Below are 15,193 nucleotides of genomic sequence, written 5' to 3' on the forward strand. Positions count from 1 at the left end.
TTCGCCTATAGCGGCTTTTCTTTTGGCTTGCCTTCAGGCGCCGGAGACTCGCCAGCTTGACCTAAACGACTGAACCGGCGCGTTGCCTCTTTGTATTTTGCTCGATTGCCTTCGCGGATGGCGGCGGCGAGCTCGTCGAGAAGGTCGGCTGATGCAAAGGCAGCCTTTTCGCTCGCACAACTCAACTCAATCGGAATTCGCCCCGGCCCCCGAGACAGGACAAGAGAAAGTCGCATCAAATCGTGACGCAACTTAAACATGTAATTGTGCGTGTCATGCTCCAGCAAATGCGCCGCCTTCCTGAGAATGCCCGACATATGCTCGCAGTCTTCGGCGAGCTTCCCAGTGTCAAAAGGCTTTGGTTCCAACCGCCTCTTGGAAAGGACCTCAGTCCATATCCCCGCCGTATAGGCAACGACCACGACTGCCACCCAGAGAGCCGCGGTGCTTGTGATCGCTTGCCACACTGACGGCGCGCGCTGGGCGATAGGCAACAGGAGATCGGAGAGCCCCCTGACTCCGGCCGCTTCTTCTACCCTGAGGGCTATCACGACAAGCCCCACAAAGGTGAGGGCCGCAAAGAGCCATTGCCATGCGCGCCGCTTCCGCATGGCCGCAACTTACCAGTCCTGACTGTGTAGTCACGTTCGCCCTGGAACACCGAGGCATTGGGGCCAGGCTTTCGCTGCCTTGGTGCCTTTGCTAGTCCCAAAATCCATCGACAAGGACCGCAACCTGGGCTAGGAAACCCCCCGCGGAAGCTTGCCCCCCCGCACTTGAACTTCTGGATCAATCAAAAAGAATGGCGTTCGCACGCAGGCCAAAAGCCGAGGCAGGCGCCCTGGAAAGGTATTGTCATGAATATCATCGAAGAGCTCGAGAAAGAGCAGGTCGCCGAGCGTCTCAAGAAGCGCAAGGTGCCGGAGTTCGGCCCCGGCGACACCGTCCGCGTCAACGTCAAGGTGGTGGAAGGCGAGCGTTCCCGCGTCCAGGCCTATGAGGGCGTGTGCATTGGCCGCTCCGGCGGCGGCATCAACGAGAACTTCACGGTCCGCAAGATTTCCTACGGCGAAGGGGTCGAGCGCGTATTCCCCATCCATTCGCCGCTGATCGATTCCATCGAGGTGGTGCGCCGCGGCCGCGTCCGCCGCGCCAAGCTCTATTATCTGCGTGGCCGCCGCGGCAAGGCGGCGCGCATCCCCGAGCGCCAGGACGTGCGCGGCAAGAAGAAGGCGGAAGGCTTCAAGGGCTTCACCAAGCCCAAGGGCGCGCCCGATGATCTCAAGCTCATCGCCGGCATCACGCCCGAGATCGAGACCAAGCTCAGCAAGCTCGGTATCATCAAGTTCGAGCAGATCGCCAACCTGACCGACGACGAGATCGCCCATGTCGAGGACGCGCTGTCCTTGGGCGGCCAGATCGAGAACGACGACTGGACGGCGAAGGCAGTGGCCCTGATGGCCGAGACCACGGCGGACGAAGTCCCTGCCGAGGAAGAGGCGGAAGGGGAAGACGCCGAGAGCGAGGCCAAGGCCAAGCCAGCCGCAGCCAAGGCGGCCAAAGCCAAGCCCGCCAAAAAGCCCAAGAAGAGCTAGGCGAAAATTCACCTCGCACGAAAGTGAACGGCGCGGGGTCAGTGCGCCTTGCCGGCGCCATGGCGCGCACGTAGAGCCTTGGCATCCCGATTGAAGCCCGAGGAGTTGCCATGCCGCTCTCGATGTACCAAGCCTCCGTTCCTGTCTTCGTGCGTGTGCTCGGCGTTCTGTCCAAGGTCCTGGACAAGGGCGCTGCGTTCGCCGAGGCGCGCAGCATCGACCCTTCCGTTTTGGTCAACGCCCGCCTCGCGCCCGACATGCTGCCACTGTCGCGGCAGGTGCAGATCGCCGGCGACATGGTGATGCGCGGGGCCGCGCGGCTGGCGGGCCAGGAGTTTCCCAACACCGCCGATACCGAGAAGACCTTCCCCGAGCTCCAGGAGCGGATCGCCAAGACCTTGCGCTTCCTCGACGGCTTCACTGCCGCGCAAATCGACGGCAGCGAGGAGAGGAATATCACGGTCAAATTTGGCGATCGCAGCCTGACCTTTACCGGCCAGGACTATCTTCTCAACTTCGTCCTGCCGAACCTCTATTTCCACGTCGCTGCCGCCTATCTGATCCTCCGCCACAATGGAGTGGAACTCGGCAAGCGCGACTTTCTCGGCATGTAACCCGCCAAGGCGACTTCTTGGGGGTTTGTAAACTGCGGCTTGAGACGCTATCTGACCCCTAGAAATTTGAGCATTTCAACGACTAAACTCGCGAAAATGCCGAAGCCCCGCACCCTGTACGACAAGATCTGGGACGAGCACCTGGTGCACGAGGCGCCGGACGGCACCTGTCTGATCTATATCGACCGGCATCTCGTGCACGAGGTGACGAGCCCGCAGGCCTTCGAGGGCCTGCGCATGGCCGGCCGCAAGGTGCGCGCGCCGGAGAAGACGCTCGCCGTGGTCGATCACAACGTGCCGACCACCGACCGCTCCTTCGGCATCGACGACCCGGAATCGGCGCTCCAGGTCGCCACCTTGGCCGAGAACGCCAAGGACTTCGGCATCGAGTACTACCATGAGCGCGACCGCCGCCAGGGCATCGTCCATGTGGTTGGCCCCGAGCAGGGCTTCACCCTCCCCGGCACCACCATCGTCTGCGGCGACAGCCACACCTCGACCCATGGCGCCTTCGGGGCCCTAGCCCATGGCATCGGCACGAGCGAGGTGGAGCATGTGCTCGCCACCCAGACGCTGATCCAGCAGAAGGCCAAGAACATGCGCGTGCGCGTCGACGGCAAATTGCCCGACGGCGTCACCGCCAAGGACATCATCCTGTCCATCATCGGCGAGATCGGCACCGCCAGCGGCACCGGCCATGTGCTGGAATATGCCGGCGAGGCGATCGAGGCGCTCTCCATGGAAGGCCGCATGACCATCTGCAACATGTCGATCGAGGGCGGCGCGCGAGCCGGCCTGATCGCGCCCGACGAAAAGACCTTCGACTACATCAAGGGCCGTCCGCGCGCGCCCAAGGCCGGGCATTACGAGATGGCGAAGGCGTATTGGGAAACCCTCTACTCCGACGACGGTGCCGCGTTCGACCGCGAGGTCACCCTGCATGCCGAGAAGCTGCCGCCCATCGTATCCTGGGGCACGAGCCCCGAGCAGGTGGTCTCCGTTTCCGGCCGCGTGCCGATGCCTGAGGAGATCGCCGACGAGACCAAGCGCAAAGCCGCAGTCCGCGCCCTCGACTATATGGGCTTGCACGGCGGCGAGAAGATCACCGACATCACGCTCGACCGCATCTTCATCGGCTCGTGCACCAATGGCCGCATCGAGGATTTGCGCGCCGTGGCCAAGATCGTCGCGGGCAAGCACGTCAACGAGAATTTGAGCGCGATGATCGTGCCTGGCTCGGGGCTCGTGAAGGCGCAAGCCGAGGAGGAAGGCCTCGATGCGATCTTCAAGGCCGCCGGCTTCGAGTGGCGCGAGCCCGGCTGCTCCATGTGCCTTGGCATGAACCCGGATCAGCTCCGGCCCGGCGAGCGCTGCGCCTCCACCTCGAACCGCAATTTCGAGGGCCGCCAGGGCCGCCTGGGCCGCACGCATCTGGTGTCGCCGCAAATGGCCGCCGCCGCCGCCATCGCCGGGCGCTTCGTCGACATCCGCGAGCTGCACTGAGGTCTGTAATCCACGCTATCCTCGTCATGCCCGGGCGAAGACCCGGGCCTCCAGGGCAACAGACTCTGAGCGCGCCGCCCTGGATCGCCGGGTCAAGCCCGGCGATGACGGGATGAAGGATGTCGATGGATGGCCAATTCTCTCGTCCGGCAAAAATTCGGTGCAGCGGCTGCCGACTATGCGGCGTCCACAGTGCACGCCGCGGGCCCTAGCCTCGCGCGTCTCGTCGCGCTGATCGAGACCAAGCCGACCTGGCGCGTGCTCGACATCGCCACCGGCGCCGGCCACACCGCGCTCGCCTTCGCGCCAAAGGTGGCCAAGGTCACCGCGACCGACATCACGCCGGAAATGCTGGCCGAGACGCGGCGGCTCGCCAAGGAACGGAAGCTCGGCAATGTGGTCACGGCGCAAGCCGCGGCTGACGATCTCCCTTTCCCCGACACGAGCTTCAACCTCGTGACTTGCCGCCTTGCCGCCCATCACTTCCCGAGCCCGAAAGCCTTCATGCGCGAAGCGGCGCGCGTGCTCATTCCAGGAGGCACGTTCGCGCTCGTCGACAACATCTCGCCCGACGACCAGGGCCTGGCTGCTGCCTACAACGCCTTCGAGAAATTGCGCGACCCGAGCCACGGACGCTGCCTCAGCCTCGCCGAGTGGAGCGGCCTCATCCAAGGTGCGCGTCTCACGATAGAAGCGAGCGAAGTGATCGATCAGGACATCGCCTTCGATCCCTGGGTCAAGCGCATGCGCTGCACGCCGTCCACCGTCACACGCCTCAGGGACATGCTGCACACCGCGCCGCTCAGCGAGCTGCTGCGGCCCCGCGACACGGATGATGGTCTCACCTTCACCTTGCGCGAGGCGATCATCCTCACCAGAAAGCAGCCGACATGACCGACTGGCACAAGCATCAGGCGCCGGGCATCGCCGAATTCGAGACCATCGCGCAGGCGGCGTACGACAAGCTGCCTGCGCACTTCCGCGACATGACCAAGGACGTCTTGATCCGGGTCGAGGAATTCCCCACCGACGAGGTGCTCGATTCGCTCGGCATCGAGTCGCCGTTCGACCTGCTCGGCCTCTATCAGGGCGTCGACCTCACGCGTCAGAGCGTTCTCGACGTCTCGACGTTGCCCGAGATGATCTTCCTGTATCGCCGTCCCATCCTCGACTACTGGGCCGAGCACGACGACACGCTAGGCCAGATCGTCACCCATGTGCTGGTGCACGAGATCGGGCACCATTTCGGCCTGTCCGACGCCGACATGGCGCGCATCGAGGCGGCAGCCGTCGACTGACGCGGTCCGAATACCGTTGACGCCTCAGGCCCCCGCCCGCAGACTGGCGCAAGGCGCGGGGTGGGTAGCAGAGGGAAACATCATGCGGTCAGCTGCCCATCTTCTCATGGGGCTTGCCCTCTGCCTCATGTTGACCGCGACCGCGCCGGAGCCGCAGACCGCCGCCGCCATCGAGCAGAGCCGGCTGGTCGCGCCGGGGCGCCTGGTGGTCGCCGGGCGCCGTCTCTCCTGTGGCCAAACCGCCACTTTGATCAGGGATTTCGCGGGCTTCGCCGTCTCCTCGACGGTCATCATGCTCAACATGCAAGCCTTGAAGGACCTGCCTCGTCCGGTGCAGTGGCTGATCTACTACCACGAATGCGGGCACATCCTGTATGGGCCGAGTGAAACGGCGGCCGACTGCTACGCCGTGCGCCGCGCCCGCCGCGAGGGCTGGCTGACCAGCCAGGCGCTCGACGACATCTGTGCGACGTTCAACATTGCGGGCCACGGCCCGGTCCATTCCAACCCGGAAGAGCGCTGCGCCAAGCTCCGCCAATGTTTCAGCACGAAGGCCGCAATTGGCTCGTTGGATGTGCGCTAGTTTGCGGCAATTGCGCGGACCGCGAAGGCCCCTTACACTGTCGACTCGACATGACTGACGGGCGGGTAATCCATCGTTTGGCGGCGGCCTTGGCGCTGGCCGTTGTTTCGTGGGCGGGCGCGACCACCGCCGGCCATGCCCAGGAGTTCGTCTATCGCGGCGGGACGGCAACCGGCCCGACCGTCGACGAATATCTTGAAGAGGTCGGCCCCGACGCCTCCTTCGTCGCCCACGGTTCGTTGACCATCGACGGCAAGGCGGTCAATTGCGGCAAGCGGCCGACCGTGCTGAACCCGAACTTCGACAGTTGGGGCGGCGCGTTTCCCGGCTTCGTCATCCTCAACTCGAAAAAGATCAACGGGCTCAGCACCCAGGTAAAGCTCTACATCTATTCCCACGAATGCGGCCACCAGTTCGTCGGCGCCGACGAGGTGATGGCAGACCTGTTCGCGATCAGGCGCGGTGTAAAATGGGGCTGGCTCGATGCGCAAGGGCTCGAGGACATCTGCGCTTTCATCTCGCAGCTCAAGGGCGACGCGGTGCATCCGCCGGGCCCCAGGCGCTGCGAGCTCATGCGCAACCACTATCGCGAGCTGGTCGAGGGCGGCGGGCAACGCGCCTCATCCACGCCGCCGTCGCGCGCCCAGACCCTCGGCCCCGCGCACTAGAAAATCCAGGCGATCATCAGCCAGAAGATCACGAAGAAAATCAAAAAGCCTAGAATGGTGAAGGGCAGCTCGCCGAAAATGGCGTCGCCCCCCGACACCACCGCCATGACGAGAATGGCGGCGAAGGACACGCCGAACGAGATCAGCGCCGCATTCTTGAGCCCGAGCCCCTCGGCGAACGGGTCCGCCGCGCCCATCACCTCGGTCATGTAATAGAGGCCGGCCGCACCCATCGCCACGAGCAGCACGAGCGCGACGGTTGCCGCCACGAACAGCCGCGTCGCCTCTTTCCGGTCGCGACGATCTTCCTCGCCTGTCATCGCCGTCCCCTTACCGCTTAGTCGTCGTCGAGCCTCGCTTCTTGCGCGCGGCTGATCGCCTCTCTGATCTCGTGCGGGTCCGGCAGGTCGTCAACCGTGAACTCCGGCTCGTCGCCCGCGGTCTTGATCTCGATCGTGCCCACGCCGAGGATGCGGTTGATGAAGCCCTGGTTCACTTGAACCGAGCGCACATGCCGCAACGAGACCGCGAGCCGCTCCTTGCTGAGGATACCTTTCTCGTAGAGGAGGTCATTTTCAGTGATGGTGAGCGCCGTCGCCCGCGTCTTAATGTACCAATAGAGCAAGATGAGGAGGCCGATGCCGAAGGCGGCGATCAACAGCACGAACAGAATGAACCAGAAGGGGTGCGCCCGGAACATCGCCGGATGCGCCTGGTAGATCACCGTGCCCGCCATCGCCGAAACCCTCCCGTCTGCCTCTGGCCCGACGGACCTTAGTCCGCGCCTTGGCGCGAGGAAAGCGCGATATCGTGACGGTGGAAAGGCCGGCGCTTAAAGGCTATATGGCGGACACCTAGAGGACCGCCATGGAAAAGTTCACCACCCTCACCGGCATCGCCGCCCATCTGCCCATGATCAATGTCGATACCGACATGATCATCCCCAAGCAGTACCTGAAGACCATCAAGCGCACCGGACTCGGCTCGGGCCTGTTCGCCGAGCTGCGCTACGACGAGACGGGCGATCCCCTCCCCGACTTCGTGCTGCACAAGCCGCCTTACGACAAGGCGGTGATCCTCATCACGGGCGAGAATTTCGGCTGCGGCTCCTCGCGCGAGCACGCGCCCTGGGCGCTGCTCGACTTCGGCTTCCGCTGCCTCATCGCGCCGTCCTTCGCCGACATCTTCTACAACAACTGCTTCAAGAACGGCATTCTGCCCATCACCTTGCCGCAGGCCGAGATCGACAAGCTGATCGACGATGCCTCGCGGGGACATAATGCCGTGCTCAGGGTCGACCTCGAGGCACAGGAGATCACGGGCCCAGACGGTGGCGTCATTCATTTCGACGTCGACCCGTTCCGCAAGCGCTGCCTCATGGAAGGGCTCGACGACATCGGGCTGACCATGGAGAAGGCCGACGCCATCGAAACGTTCGAGCGCGCCGCGAAGGCGCAGCGCCCCTGGGCTTAGGCCGAGGTAGGGTGGGCAAAGGCGCGGGGACGCGCCGTGCCCACCGCGCATCACTCAACGTGGGCAACGGCGATGCCGTTGCCCACCCTACTCAAACGTCAGAGTCGCTGTTTCGCTGAGCACCGGCTTCCCGTCGCGCATCACCTTGATTTCCCCAACATAGCTCCCGGCGGGCCAGCCGCCTTGCGGCGCCTTCTTGCCGGCGAACAACATGAACTGCGCCTTGTTGCGGTCGAGCGTCTCGGTGTTCTCCGCCAGCATCGTGCCGTCTTGTCTTAGCAGCACGTGAACGAAGTCTCCCTTCTGGAGATTGATGCCCCACAGATACGCGACGACAGGCGTATCGCGCTTCGGCTGAGGCAGCGGCGCGCCGGCTTCGAGCTCCTCGAGCGTCACGGGATGATCGGTGACGCCGGAGCCGAGCAGGACGCCCGGCTCGTAAAGGAGCTTCGCCCTGGCGGATTGGGTCCACAGCGCTTCTTCGTTCGTATCGCACGCGGCCGCCATGTCGGCGAGAAACGGGTCGACCGTCGCGTCGTCCTTGGTCACCACGATCTCGACATGCGGGAAGGCCGCCGCGCCCGAGTAGCCGATCTCGCCAAGCTTGTCGCCGGCTTTCACCTTATCGCCCTTCTTAACCGCGACCGAGCCGTTGCGCATATGGCAGTATTGCGTCGCCCAGCCGTCGCCATGATCGATCAACACGCCATTGCCGCATTCCTTGTCGGCGACGGCGGCCTGATCCTCTTCGTTGCGCAGGAGATGATCGGCCATGCCGTCGCGCAAGCCGGCCACGACCCCCGGCGCAGCCGCCAGGATGGCGACCCCCTTCGCCACGTCGGCTGTGGTGCGGAGGCGGATATCGGTGCCCTTGTGCCCGTCATAGGTCTCGCCGCCGCAGACATAATCGCGCGCCTCCGGACCCGCATCGCGATCGACATATTGCTGGATGAAGCAGTCGGTCCCCGGCGTGCAAGCGACGGGCATCTCGAGCTCGAAGGCCGAGGCCGGCCCAGCGGTCAGAGCAAATAGCAGGAACGCGCGTTTCAGCATGGCGTTGTCACGCTCTCCTACTCGAACGGTGCGGCTTGGGACTCCTGGACGGCGAGGTCCTTGCCGTCGCGCGTGATCTTGACGTGGGCGCCATAGGCGCCGTCGGGCCAGCCGCCCGCGGGCACCCCCGACTTCCCCGCCTGCACCAGGACGCCGGGCTCGTCCGCCTCGAGCGCACGGCTGTTGCTCATCAGCGGCTTGCCGTCCTTCATCAAGGTGACCTCGATGCTATCGCCCTTCCTGGCATGGGCGACCAGGGCATAGGCCACGCCCGGCGTGTTGAACTTCGGCTTAGGCGGGGTTTCGCCCGTTTGCAGCTCTTCGATCGTGGTCTTGTGGTCGGTGATGCCGAGCGCCACGACCTTGGTCTCCTGCGCCACCGCGGTGGCGGCCGTACCGCAAATCATGACCAAACCAAACAGCGCCCTTGTCAGCATGTCTCTCTCCCGGTAGGCAAAGCGCCGGTTACTCCCGGCTTCTCGGCCAGATGCTTTAGCACACGGCGGACTTGAATTCATGGCTTCCTACAGACTTCTTCTGCTACCCGGCGACGGCATCGGCCCCGAGGTCATGGGCGAGGTCGAGCGCCTGATCGCATGGGTTAACGCGCAAGGCCTCGCAAAGATCGAGACCGAGACAGACCTTGTCGGCGGCTGCGCCTACGACGCCCACGGCGAGGCCATTTCCGACGCCACCATGAAGACGGCGCTCGCCGCCGACGCGGTGATGCTCGGCGCCGTCGGCGGCCCCAAATGGGACGGCGTGCCTTACGACCAGCGCCCCGAGGCCGGGCTGCTCCGCTTGCGCAAGGACCTCGAACTGTTCGCCAATCTGCGCCCCGCCATCTGCTACCCGGCCCTCGCCGACGCCTCGTCCTTGAAGCGCGAGCTGGTCGACGGCCTCGACATCATGATCGTGCGCGAGCTGACCGGCGGCGTCTATTTCGGCGAGCCCAAGGAGATCGTCGATCTCGGAGGAGGCCAGAAGCGCGCCGTCGACACGCAAGTCTACGAGACCTATGAGATCGAGCGTATCGCCGCCGTCGCCTTCGAGCTGGCGCGCAAGCGCCGCAACCTTGTGCATTCCGCCGACAAGCGCAACGTGATGAAGACCGGCGTGTTGTGGCACGAGGTAGTCACGAAGCTGCACAAGGACCGCTACGCCGACGTCAAGCTCGAGCACATTCTCGCCGATAACTGTGCGATGCAACTCGTGCGCGCGCCGCAGCAGTTCGACGTCATCGTCACCGACAATCTGTTCGGCGACGTGCTGTCCGACGAGGCGGCCATGGCGACGGGCTCGCTCGGCATGCTACCGTCGGCCTCGCTTGGCGCCGCCGACGCGCATGGCCGCCGCCGCGCGCTCTACGAGCCGGTGCACGGCTCCGCCCCCGACATCGCCGGCAAGGGCGTGGCCAACCCCATCGCCACCATCGCCAGCTTCGCCATGGCCTTGCGCTATTCCTTCGATCTCGGCGATGCGGCGGACCGCGTCGAGCAGGCCATCGCCGATGTGCTCGGCCAGGGCCTGCGCACCGCCGACATCAAGCAAGACGGCTGCAAGACCGTCGGCACGCGTGACATGGGCGACGCCATCCTCGCGTCGCTAAACCGTGCGACCTAAACGCATGAAAACGCACATCGGTCTGCTTACGGTTGCGCTGTTCCTCTCCGGGGCGCATATCCCTGTGCTCGCCGATGACAGGCCCTCCGCTTCGACCCAGATCACCTCGAAGCGCACGCTGACCCCTGAGGAGCAAGCGCAGAAGGCGGCACGCAGGGCCTGCAAGATCGAGATCTGCGGCATCCTCGCCACCAAGGGGGAGCAAGGCCCCGACGTTGCCTGCGACATCGGCTGGACCTGGCGCGAGGACGAGATCATCGATGTGCTAGGTGACCGTATCGATTGGCCCTGGGGCAAGCTGGTCTGCCAGTCGCAAATCAGGCTCTCGCGCGCGGCGCTCGCCGAGGCGATGAGCGGACCGCGTTACCAGGCCGCCGCGGATGTTCAAACCGTGCGCTGCTCGCTGCATAACAAGGACGGCAAGCCTTACATCGTTGAGATCGAACTCGCGCCCAGGGTCACATTCGAAAACGGCAAGGCCACCGAGGCTCAGGTCAACTGGGGCGACGTGTCCGCACCGGCAGCGATTTATCCTCTGCTTTACGCCGCGACCGGACTGGACAACTCGACCAATGTGCTCGGGCCGGAAGTCGCGCACCAGATCAACAAGTTCGCCCGTAAGGACTGCGCCAAGGTGAAAAGCGAGCTGCCGGGCGCCGCGCCCGACTAGTTGGACAGCGCCGGCCCTCCGTCACACTCGTTAACGCCGCCGGCTCACCCGTAAACCCACACATAACAATTGCCGAGGACAATGGCCGCGCTCCGGTCGTCTGCGTGGGTACGGGGGATTGAGGTTTGGCGAAAGGCAATTACACCGCGTTTCTCAACGCTCTCGGCGAGCGGGAATCGAACGGCAATTACGCGGCCGTCAACCAGTTCGGCTATCTCGGCAAATACCAGTTCGGTGAGTTCGCGCTCCGCGACATCGGCTACTACACCTACGACGGCACCAGCGCCAACGACTTCAAGACCGCCTATTGGACCGGCAAGAACGGCATCGACAGCAAGGCCGAGTTCCTCGGCAGCCCGAGCGCCCAGGAGTCCGCCATCAGGGAGTACATGACCCTGCAATGGCAGTACGTGAAGACGGCCTGGGCCTACGAAGGGCAGACGCTCGACGGTATCAAGATCACCGAGTCCGGCATGCTGGCCGGTGCGCATCTCGTGGGCGCCGGCAATCTCAACAAATATCTGCTCTCCGGCGGCGATGCCGTGTCCTCCGACGGCAACAGCGTCAAGGTCAGCAGCTACGTCAAGCAGTTCGCCGGTTACGACACGCCCTTCTCCGCCAATCACAGCGTCGCCGAAACGATCAAAGGCGGCAGCGGCAATGACAAGCTCTCCGGCCGCGGCGGCGATGACAAGCTCCACGGAAAGGGCGCCAACGACATTCTCGATGGCGGCGCCGGCAACGACAAGCTCTCGGGCAGCAGTGGCGACGACAAGCTCAAGGGCGGCGGCGGCCACGATAGTCTCACCGGCGGGTCCGGCAAGGATCACCTCTATGGCGGGGCCGGACACGACACCTTCTCGTTCAATAACATCAAGCACAGCCGCCCCGGCTCAGACCGCGACGTCATCCACGATTTCCGCCGCGCAGAGGGCGACTTGATCGGCCTCCGCAAGATTGACGCCGACATCCACACGCCGGGCGATCAGGCCTTCAAGTTCATCGGCACCAAGAAATTCCACAAGATCGAGGGCGAGCTGAGATTCAAGGACGACGTGCTCCAAGGCGACGTGAACGGCGACGGCAAGGCTGACTTCGAGATCCGCATCGAGGTCTCCAAGCTGGTGGCGGACGATTTTCTGCTCTAGCGCTAGGGCCCGAGCGGCCTTGGCCTGCGGCATATCACCGGCCCGGTTGAACCCGCCGTCATATTGCGGGCGTATACCTAGCCCCCTGATGGGGGGCTGGATGCGACACGACGATGGACGATTCGACCATATCCGCGCCCCATGCCATGGAGGCAACCGCGCCACCTGACGGCGAGGCGCTCGGGCGCGCGCCCGCGGCCGCCTTGAGCGGTGCTCTGCCTGCGCCGAACGGGCACCGCACCTCGACAGTGTTGCGCGAATTCCTGGATAGCCAAACCGGCGAGCGAGTCAGCCTCGGGTCGTTGCGCGACGCCCTGGGCGATCGCGGCTTCGGCGTGCTGCTCCTCATCTTCGCGTTGCCGAATCTGGTGCCGGTCAACGTTCCGCTGCTTTCGGCTGTGCTCGGGGCTCCGCTGGTGCTGCTCGCGGCGCAGCTCGCCTATGGCCGGCACGAGCCGTGGCTGCCGGACTGGCTCACCGGCCGCTCGTTTCCGCGCGAAAGCTTCACCGCCGTCGTGCGGCGCGCCCTGCCGGCCCTAGGGCGCATCGAGACACTGCTCCGCCCGCGCCTCACCATTCTTCTCTCCTGGACCGGCGAGCGGCTCGTCGGCGTCGTGATTCTGCTCCTCGCCCTCATCCTCACTCTACCCATTCCCTTCGCCAATTGGCTGCCGGCCTTTGGCATTGCGCTATTTGGCCTCGCCATCGTCGAGAAGGACGGCCTGGCGGTCTTGGCCGGCTTTGCCGCGGCCGTGGCGAGCGTCGTCGTCGCCGGGGCCGTGGTCATCGGCCTGATCAAGGCATTCCTCCTGATTCTCTCCGGCCTCCTCGGCTAGGCGCCGCAGGCCCTCCACGCCTCCGCCTTTACATTGGCGCGCCGTTCCCATAAATCCGCCGCGAGGCCGGCCGAAAAGGCCGCCGGCTTTAGGAGTTCGTCATGGGTTACAAAGTCGCCGTCGTCGGCGCGACCGGCAATGTCGGGCGCGAGATGCTCAATATCCTCGCCGAGCGCGAGTTCCCCGCCGACGAGGTGATCGCCTTGGCCTCGCGCCGCTCCATGGGCGTCGAGGTCTCGTTCGGCGATCATCGCCTGAAGTGCCGCGACCTCGAAAATTTCGACTTCAAGGGCATCGACTTCGCCCTGATGTCGGCCGGCTCCGCCGTGTCCAAGGACTGGTCGCCCAGGATCGGCGCCCAGGGCTGCGTCGTCATCGACAACTCCTCGTGCTGGCGCTACGACCCCGACGTGCCGCTGATCGTGCCGGAGGTCAACGCCGACGCGGTGACCGGCTTCACTAAAAAGAACATCATCGCCAATCCGAATTGCTCCACCGCACAGCTCGTCGTCGTGCTGAAGCCGCTGCACGACGCCGCCAAGATCAGGCGCGTGGTGGTGGCGACCTATCAGTCGGTGTCCGGCGCCGGCAAGGAAGCCATGGTCGAGCTGTGGAACCAGACCAAGGGCATCTTCGTCACCGCAGCGCCCGAGCCCAAGAAGTTCACCAAGCAGATCGCTTTCAACGTCATTCCCCACATCGACGTCTTCCTCGACGACGGCCAGACCAAGGAGGAATGGAAGATGGTGGCCGAGACGAAGAAGATCCTCGACCCCAAGATCAAGCTGACGGCGACCTGCGTGCGCGTGCCGGTGTTCGTCGGCCATTCCGAGGCGGTCAATATCGAGTTCGAGAGCCCGCTCTCGGCCGATGACGCGCGCGACATCTTGCGCGAGGCGCCGGGCCTTCTCGTGGTCGACAAGCGCGAGCCCGGCGGCTACGTCACGCCCATCGAATGCGTCGGCGATTACGCGACCTATGTTTCGCGCATCCGCGACGACCAGACCGTCGACAACGGCCTGTCGCTGTGGGTGGTGTCGGACAACTTACGCAAAGGCGCCGCGCTCAACACCGTGCAGATCGCCGAGACGGTGATCAATCGCGGCCTGCTCGACAAGGCGGCCTAGCGCTCTGGTCACGCCCTGACCTCGATGAGGAGGCTATCGTAGCTCTCATCGGGACGCTTTCGCTTCCACAATTCGCTCAAGGCTTTGCCGCAGCGATCCGCCTTCGATTCGAAGGCGTCGGCAAAGGACCCTCTCTCGGTCTTTGAGTTGCGCTTGTTGTAAGCAGATATCTCGCTGAGGGCGGCACTGAACGCGGCGACCGCCTGAGAATCATACCTGTCCTTCTCTGCGGACTGCGTCGTCAACTCACCTTTGACGGCGAGAATGCACGCGAGCTCTGCTTGGGCCTTGTATTTTGGCGTACCGACCTCGAGGAACGATTGAAAGGCTTCCTTGGCGTTGATGAAATTTTGGTCGGACCCCGCACCGAAGTCCCATAACAAGAACTCAGCGTCGGCGATCAGAAACCAAGCCCGGGCCCGCAATGCGATATTGTCGGCCGCCCCGTCGACCACGGACCGTCCCGCCTTGGCGGCGTCCTCGTACCTGCCCAGTTGGAAGTTGGCGAACGCAATGTTGTAGTACGTGCGTGCCGGATCGTAGCCGAGCCTCAGCGCCCTTTTCCACGTCGCGATTGCATCATTGTATCGCTCCTGGTGATACTGGCACAGCGCCAGCCAATGCATCGCCGTACCACTTTGCGGGAGGTCGTAGGCTGCCTTGGCGTAGTCGGCCTCGGCCACGTCATATTGTTGGGACTGCACATTCTCTCGGCAGGCCTGAAAATTCTTATTGAGGTATTCGTTCAAAAATTCGGGTACGTCCTTCGCCGGATTGAAAACCATCAGCAGCACGAAGACGCCCAAGGGTCCGCCAATGCGCAGTCCCCTGGATTCATAGTCGAAATAGCCGATGAGAAAGAGGGCGAAGCCGGCGCCTGCCACGGCAATGCCGAGCTTGAATATGTCCCCGGCATATTGGTTTGGCACATATCCGAGAAGTGCGCTCGCAAGCAGCACGATCAGCACAAGGACCGCGACCGCGAACGCAATCGCCGTCTGA

Annotated in this window: 18 protein-coding genes and 1 pseudogene; 13 read left to right on the forward strand and 6 right to left on the reverse strand. The window is 64.1% G+C overall.

The window, feature by feature from the left end:
• Positions 1-5: 5 nt before the first annotated feature.
• On the reverse strand, positions 6-611 hold the full coding sequence (locus ACRECX_RS04110) for a hypothetical protein (RefSeq protein WP_431557538.1): 606 nt from the start codon (positions 609-611) through the stop codon (positions 6-8).
• Positions 612-857: 246 nt separating this feature from the next.
• Here ACRECX_RS04110 and rplS point away from each other — a divergent pair.
• The 7 genes and pseudogenes from rplS to ACRECX_RS04145 form a co-directional block, all read left to right on the forward strand.
• Positions 858-1,220, forward strand: a pseudogene (rplS, locus tag ACRECX_RS04115) (50S ribosomal protein L19); the annotation flags it as partial.
• A gap of 485 nt (positions 1,221-1,705) precedes the next feature.
• Positions 1,706-2,209 carry a DUF1993 domain-containing protein gene (locus ACRECX_RS04120; RefSeq protein ID WP_431557539.1) on the forward strand — a complete coding sequence of 168 codons (504 nt, stop codon included), beginning with the start codon at positions 1,706-1,708 and terminating at the stop codon, positions 2,207-2,209.
• A 96-nt stretch (positions 2,210-2,305) separates the two neighbouring features.
• Complete coding sequence (gene leuC, locus ACRECX_RS04125; RefSeq protein WP_431557540.1) at positions 2,306-3,712, forward strand: 3-isopropylmalate dehydratase large subunit; 1,407 nt, start codon at positions 2,306-2,308, stop codon at positions 3,710-3,712.
• 129 nt (positions 3,713-3,841) lie between these two features.
• Positions 3,842-4,606 carry a class I SAM-dependent methyltransferase gene (locus ACRECX_RS04130; protein WP_431557541.1) on the forward strand — a complete coding sequence of 255 codons (765 nt, stop codon included), beginning with the start codon at positions 3,842-3,844 and terminating at the stop codon, positions 4,604-4,606.
• A complete protein-coding gene (locus ACRECX_RS04135) occupies positions 4,603-5,010 on the forward strand; it encodes a metallopeptidase family protein (protein WP_431557542.1) in 408 nt (135 codons plus the stop codon). The genes ACRECX_RS04130 and ACRECX_RS04135 overlap by 4 nt, the downstream gene beginning before the upstream one ends.
• 82 nt (positions 5,011-5,092) lie before the next feature.
• Positions 5,093-5,593 carry a hypothetical protein gene (locus ACRECX_RS04140; protein WP_431557543.1) on the forward strand — a complete coding sequence of 167 codons (501 nt, stop codon included), beginning with the start codon at positions 5,093-5,095 and terminating at the stop codon, positions 5,591-5,593.
• A gap of 89 nt (positions 5,594-5,682) precedes the next feature.
• The gene (locus tag ACRECX_RS04145; protein WP_431557544.1) at positions 5,683-6,261 is read left to right on the forward strand and encodes a hypothetical protein; all 579 of its coding nucleotides are present in this window, start codon (positions 5,683-5,685) and stop codon (positions 6,259-6,261) included.
• On the opposite strand, the gene ACRECX_RS04150 is transcribed toward ACRECX_RS04145, so the two are convergent.
• A complete protein-coding gene (locus ACRECX_RS04150) occupies positions 6,258-6,581 on the reverse strand; it encodes a hypothetical protein (protein WP_431557545.1) in 324 nt (107 codons plus the stop codon). The genes ACRECX_RS04145 and ACRECX_RS04150 overlap by 4 nt on opposite strands.
• A gap of 17 nt (positions 6,582-6,598) precedes the next feature.
• Entirely contained in the window at positions 6,599-6,997 is a 399-nt protein-coding gene (locus tag ACRECX_RS04155) for a PH domain-containing protein (RefSeq protein ID WP_431557546.1), read from the reverse strand.
• Between the two features lie 131 nt (positions 6,998-7,128).
• Here ACRECX_RS04155 and leuD point away from each other — a divergent pair, with 131 nt between their 5' ends.
• Entirely contained in the window at positions 7,129-7,734 is a 606-nt protein-coding gene (gene leuD, locus ACRECX_RS04160) for a 3-isopropylmalate dehydratase small subunit (protein WP_431557547.1), read from the forward strand.
• Between the two features lie 87 nt (positions 7,735-7,821).
• On the opposite strand, the gene ACRECX_RS04165 is transcribed toward leuD, so the two are convergent.
• Complete coding sequence (locus ACRECX_RS04165) at positions 7,822-8,787, reverse strand: M23 family metallopeptidase (protein ID WP_431557548.1); 966 nt, start codon at positions 8,785-8,787, stop codon at positions 7,822-7,824.
• A 17-nt stretch (positions 8,788-8,804) separates the two neighbouring features.
• Positions 8,805-9,224: a hypothetical protein gene (locus ACRECX_RS04170; protein ID WP_431557549.1), complete on the reverse strand. Its 420-nt coding sequence runs from the start codon at positions 9,222-9,224 to the stop codon at positions 8,805-8,807.
• Between the two features lie 79 nt (positions 9,225-9,303).
• On the opposite strand from ACRECX_RS04170, the gene leuB reads away from it, so the two are divergent.
• The 5 genes from leuB to ACRECX_RS04195 all read left to right on the forward strand — a co-directional run bounded on the left by leuB (position 9,304) and on the right by ACRECX_RS04195 (position 14,191).
• Positions 9,304-10,410: a 3-isopropylmalate dehydrogenase gene (leuB, locus tag ACRECX_RS04175; RefSeq protein WP_431557550.1), complete on the forward strand. Its 1,107-nt coding sequence runs from the start codon at positions 9,304-9,306 to the stop codon at positions 10,408-10,410.
• Positions 10,411-10,414: 4 nt separating this feature from the next.
• Positions 10,415-11,080: a hypothetical protein gene (locus ACRECX_RS04180; RefSeq protein ID WP_431557551.1), complete on the forward strand. Its 666-nt coding sequence runs from the start codon at positions 10,415-10,417 to the stop codon at positions 11,078-11,080.
• A 125-nt stretch (positions 11,081-11,205) separates the two neighbouring features.
• A complete protein-coding gene (locus ACRECX_RS04185) occupies positions 11,206-12,228 on the forward strand; it encodes a calcium-binding protein (protein WP_431557552.1) in 1,023 nt (340 codons plus the stop codon).
• A gap of 113 nt (positions 12,229-12,341) precedes the next feature.
• A complete protein-coding gene (locus ACRECX_RS04190) occupies positions 12,342-13,064 on the forward strand; it encodes an exopolysaccharide biosynthesis protein (RefSeq protein WP_431557553.1) in 723 nt (240 codons plus the stop codon).
• Positions 13,065-13,165: 101 nt separating this feature from the next.
• Complete coding sequence (locus ACRECX_RS04195) at positions 13,166-14,191, forward strand: aspartate-semialdehyde dehydrogenase (RefSeq protein WP_431557554.1); 1,026 nt, start codon at positions 13,166-13,168, stop codon at positions 14,189-14,191.
• An 8-nt stretch (positions 14,192-14,199) separates the two neighbouring features.
• Here ACRECX_RS04195 and ACRECX_RS04200 read toward each other — a convergent pair whose 3' ends face one another.
• A complete protein-coding gene (locus ACRECX_RS04200; protein WP_431557555.1) occupies positions 14,200-15,159 on the reverse strand; it encodes a tetratricopeptide repeat protein in 960 nt (319 codons plus the stop codon).
• Positions 15,160-15,193 lie beyond the last annotated feature (34 nt).

The sequence above is a fragment of the Methyloceanibacter sp. genome (assembly GCF_050726195.1).
GTDB lineage: Bacteria > Pseudomonadota > Alphaproteobacteria > Rhizobiales > Methyloligellaceae > Methyloceanibacter.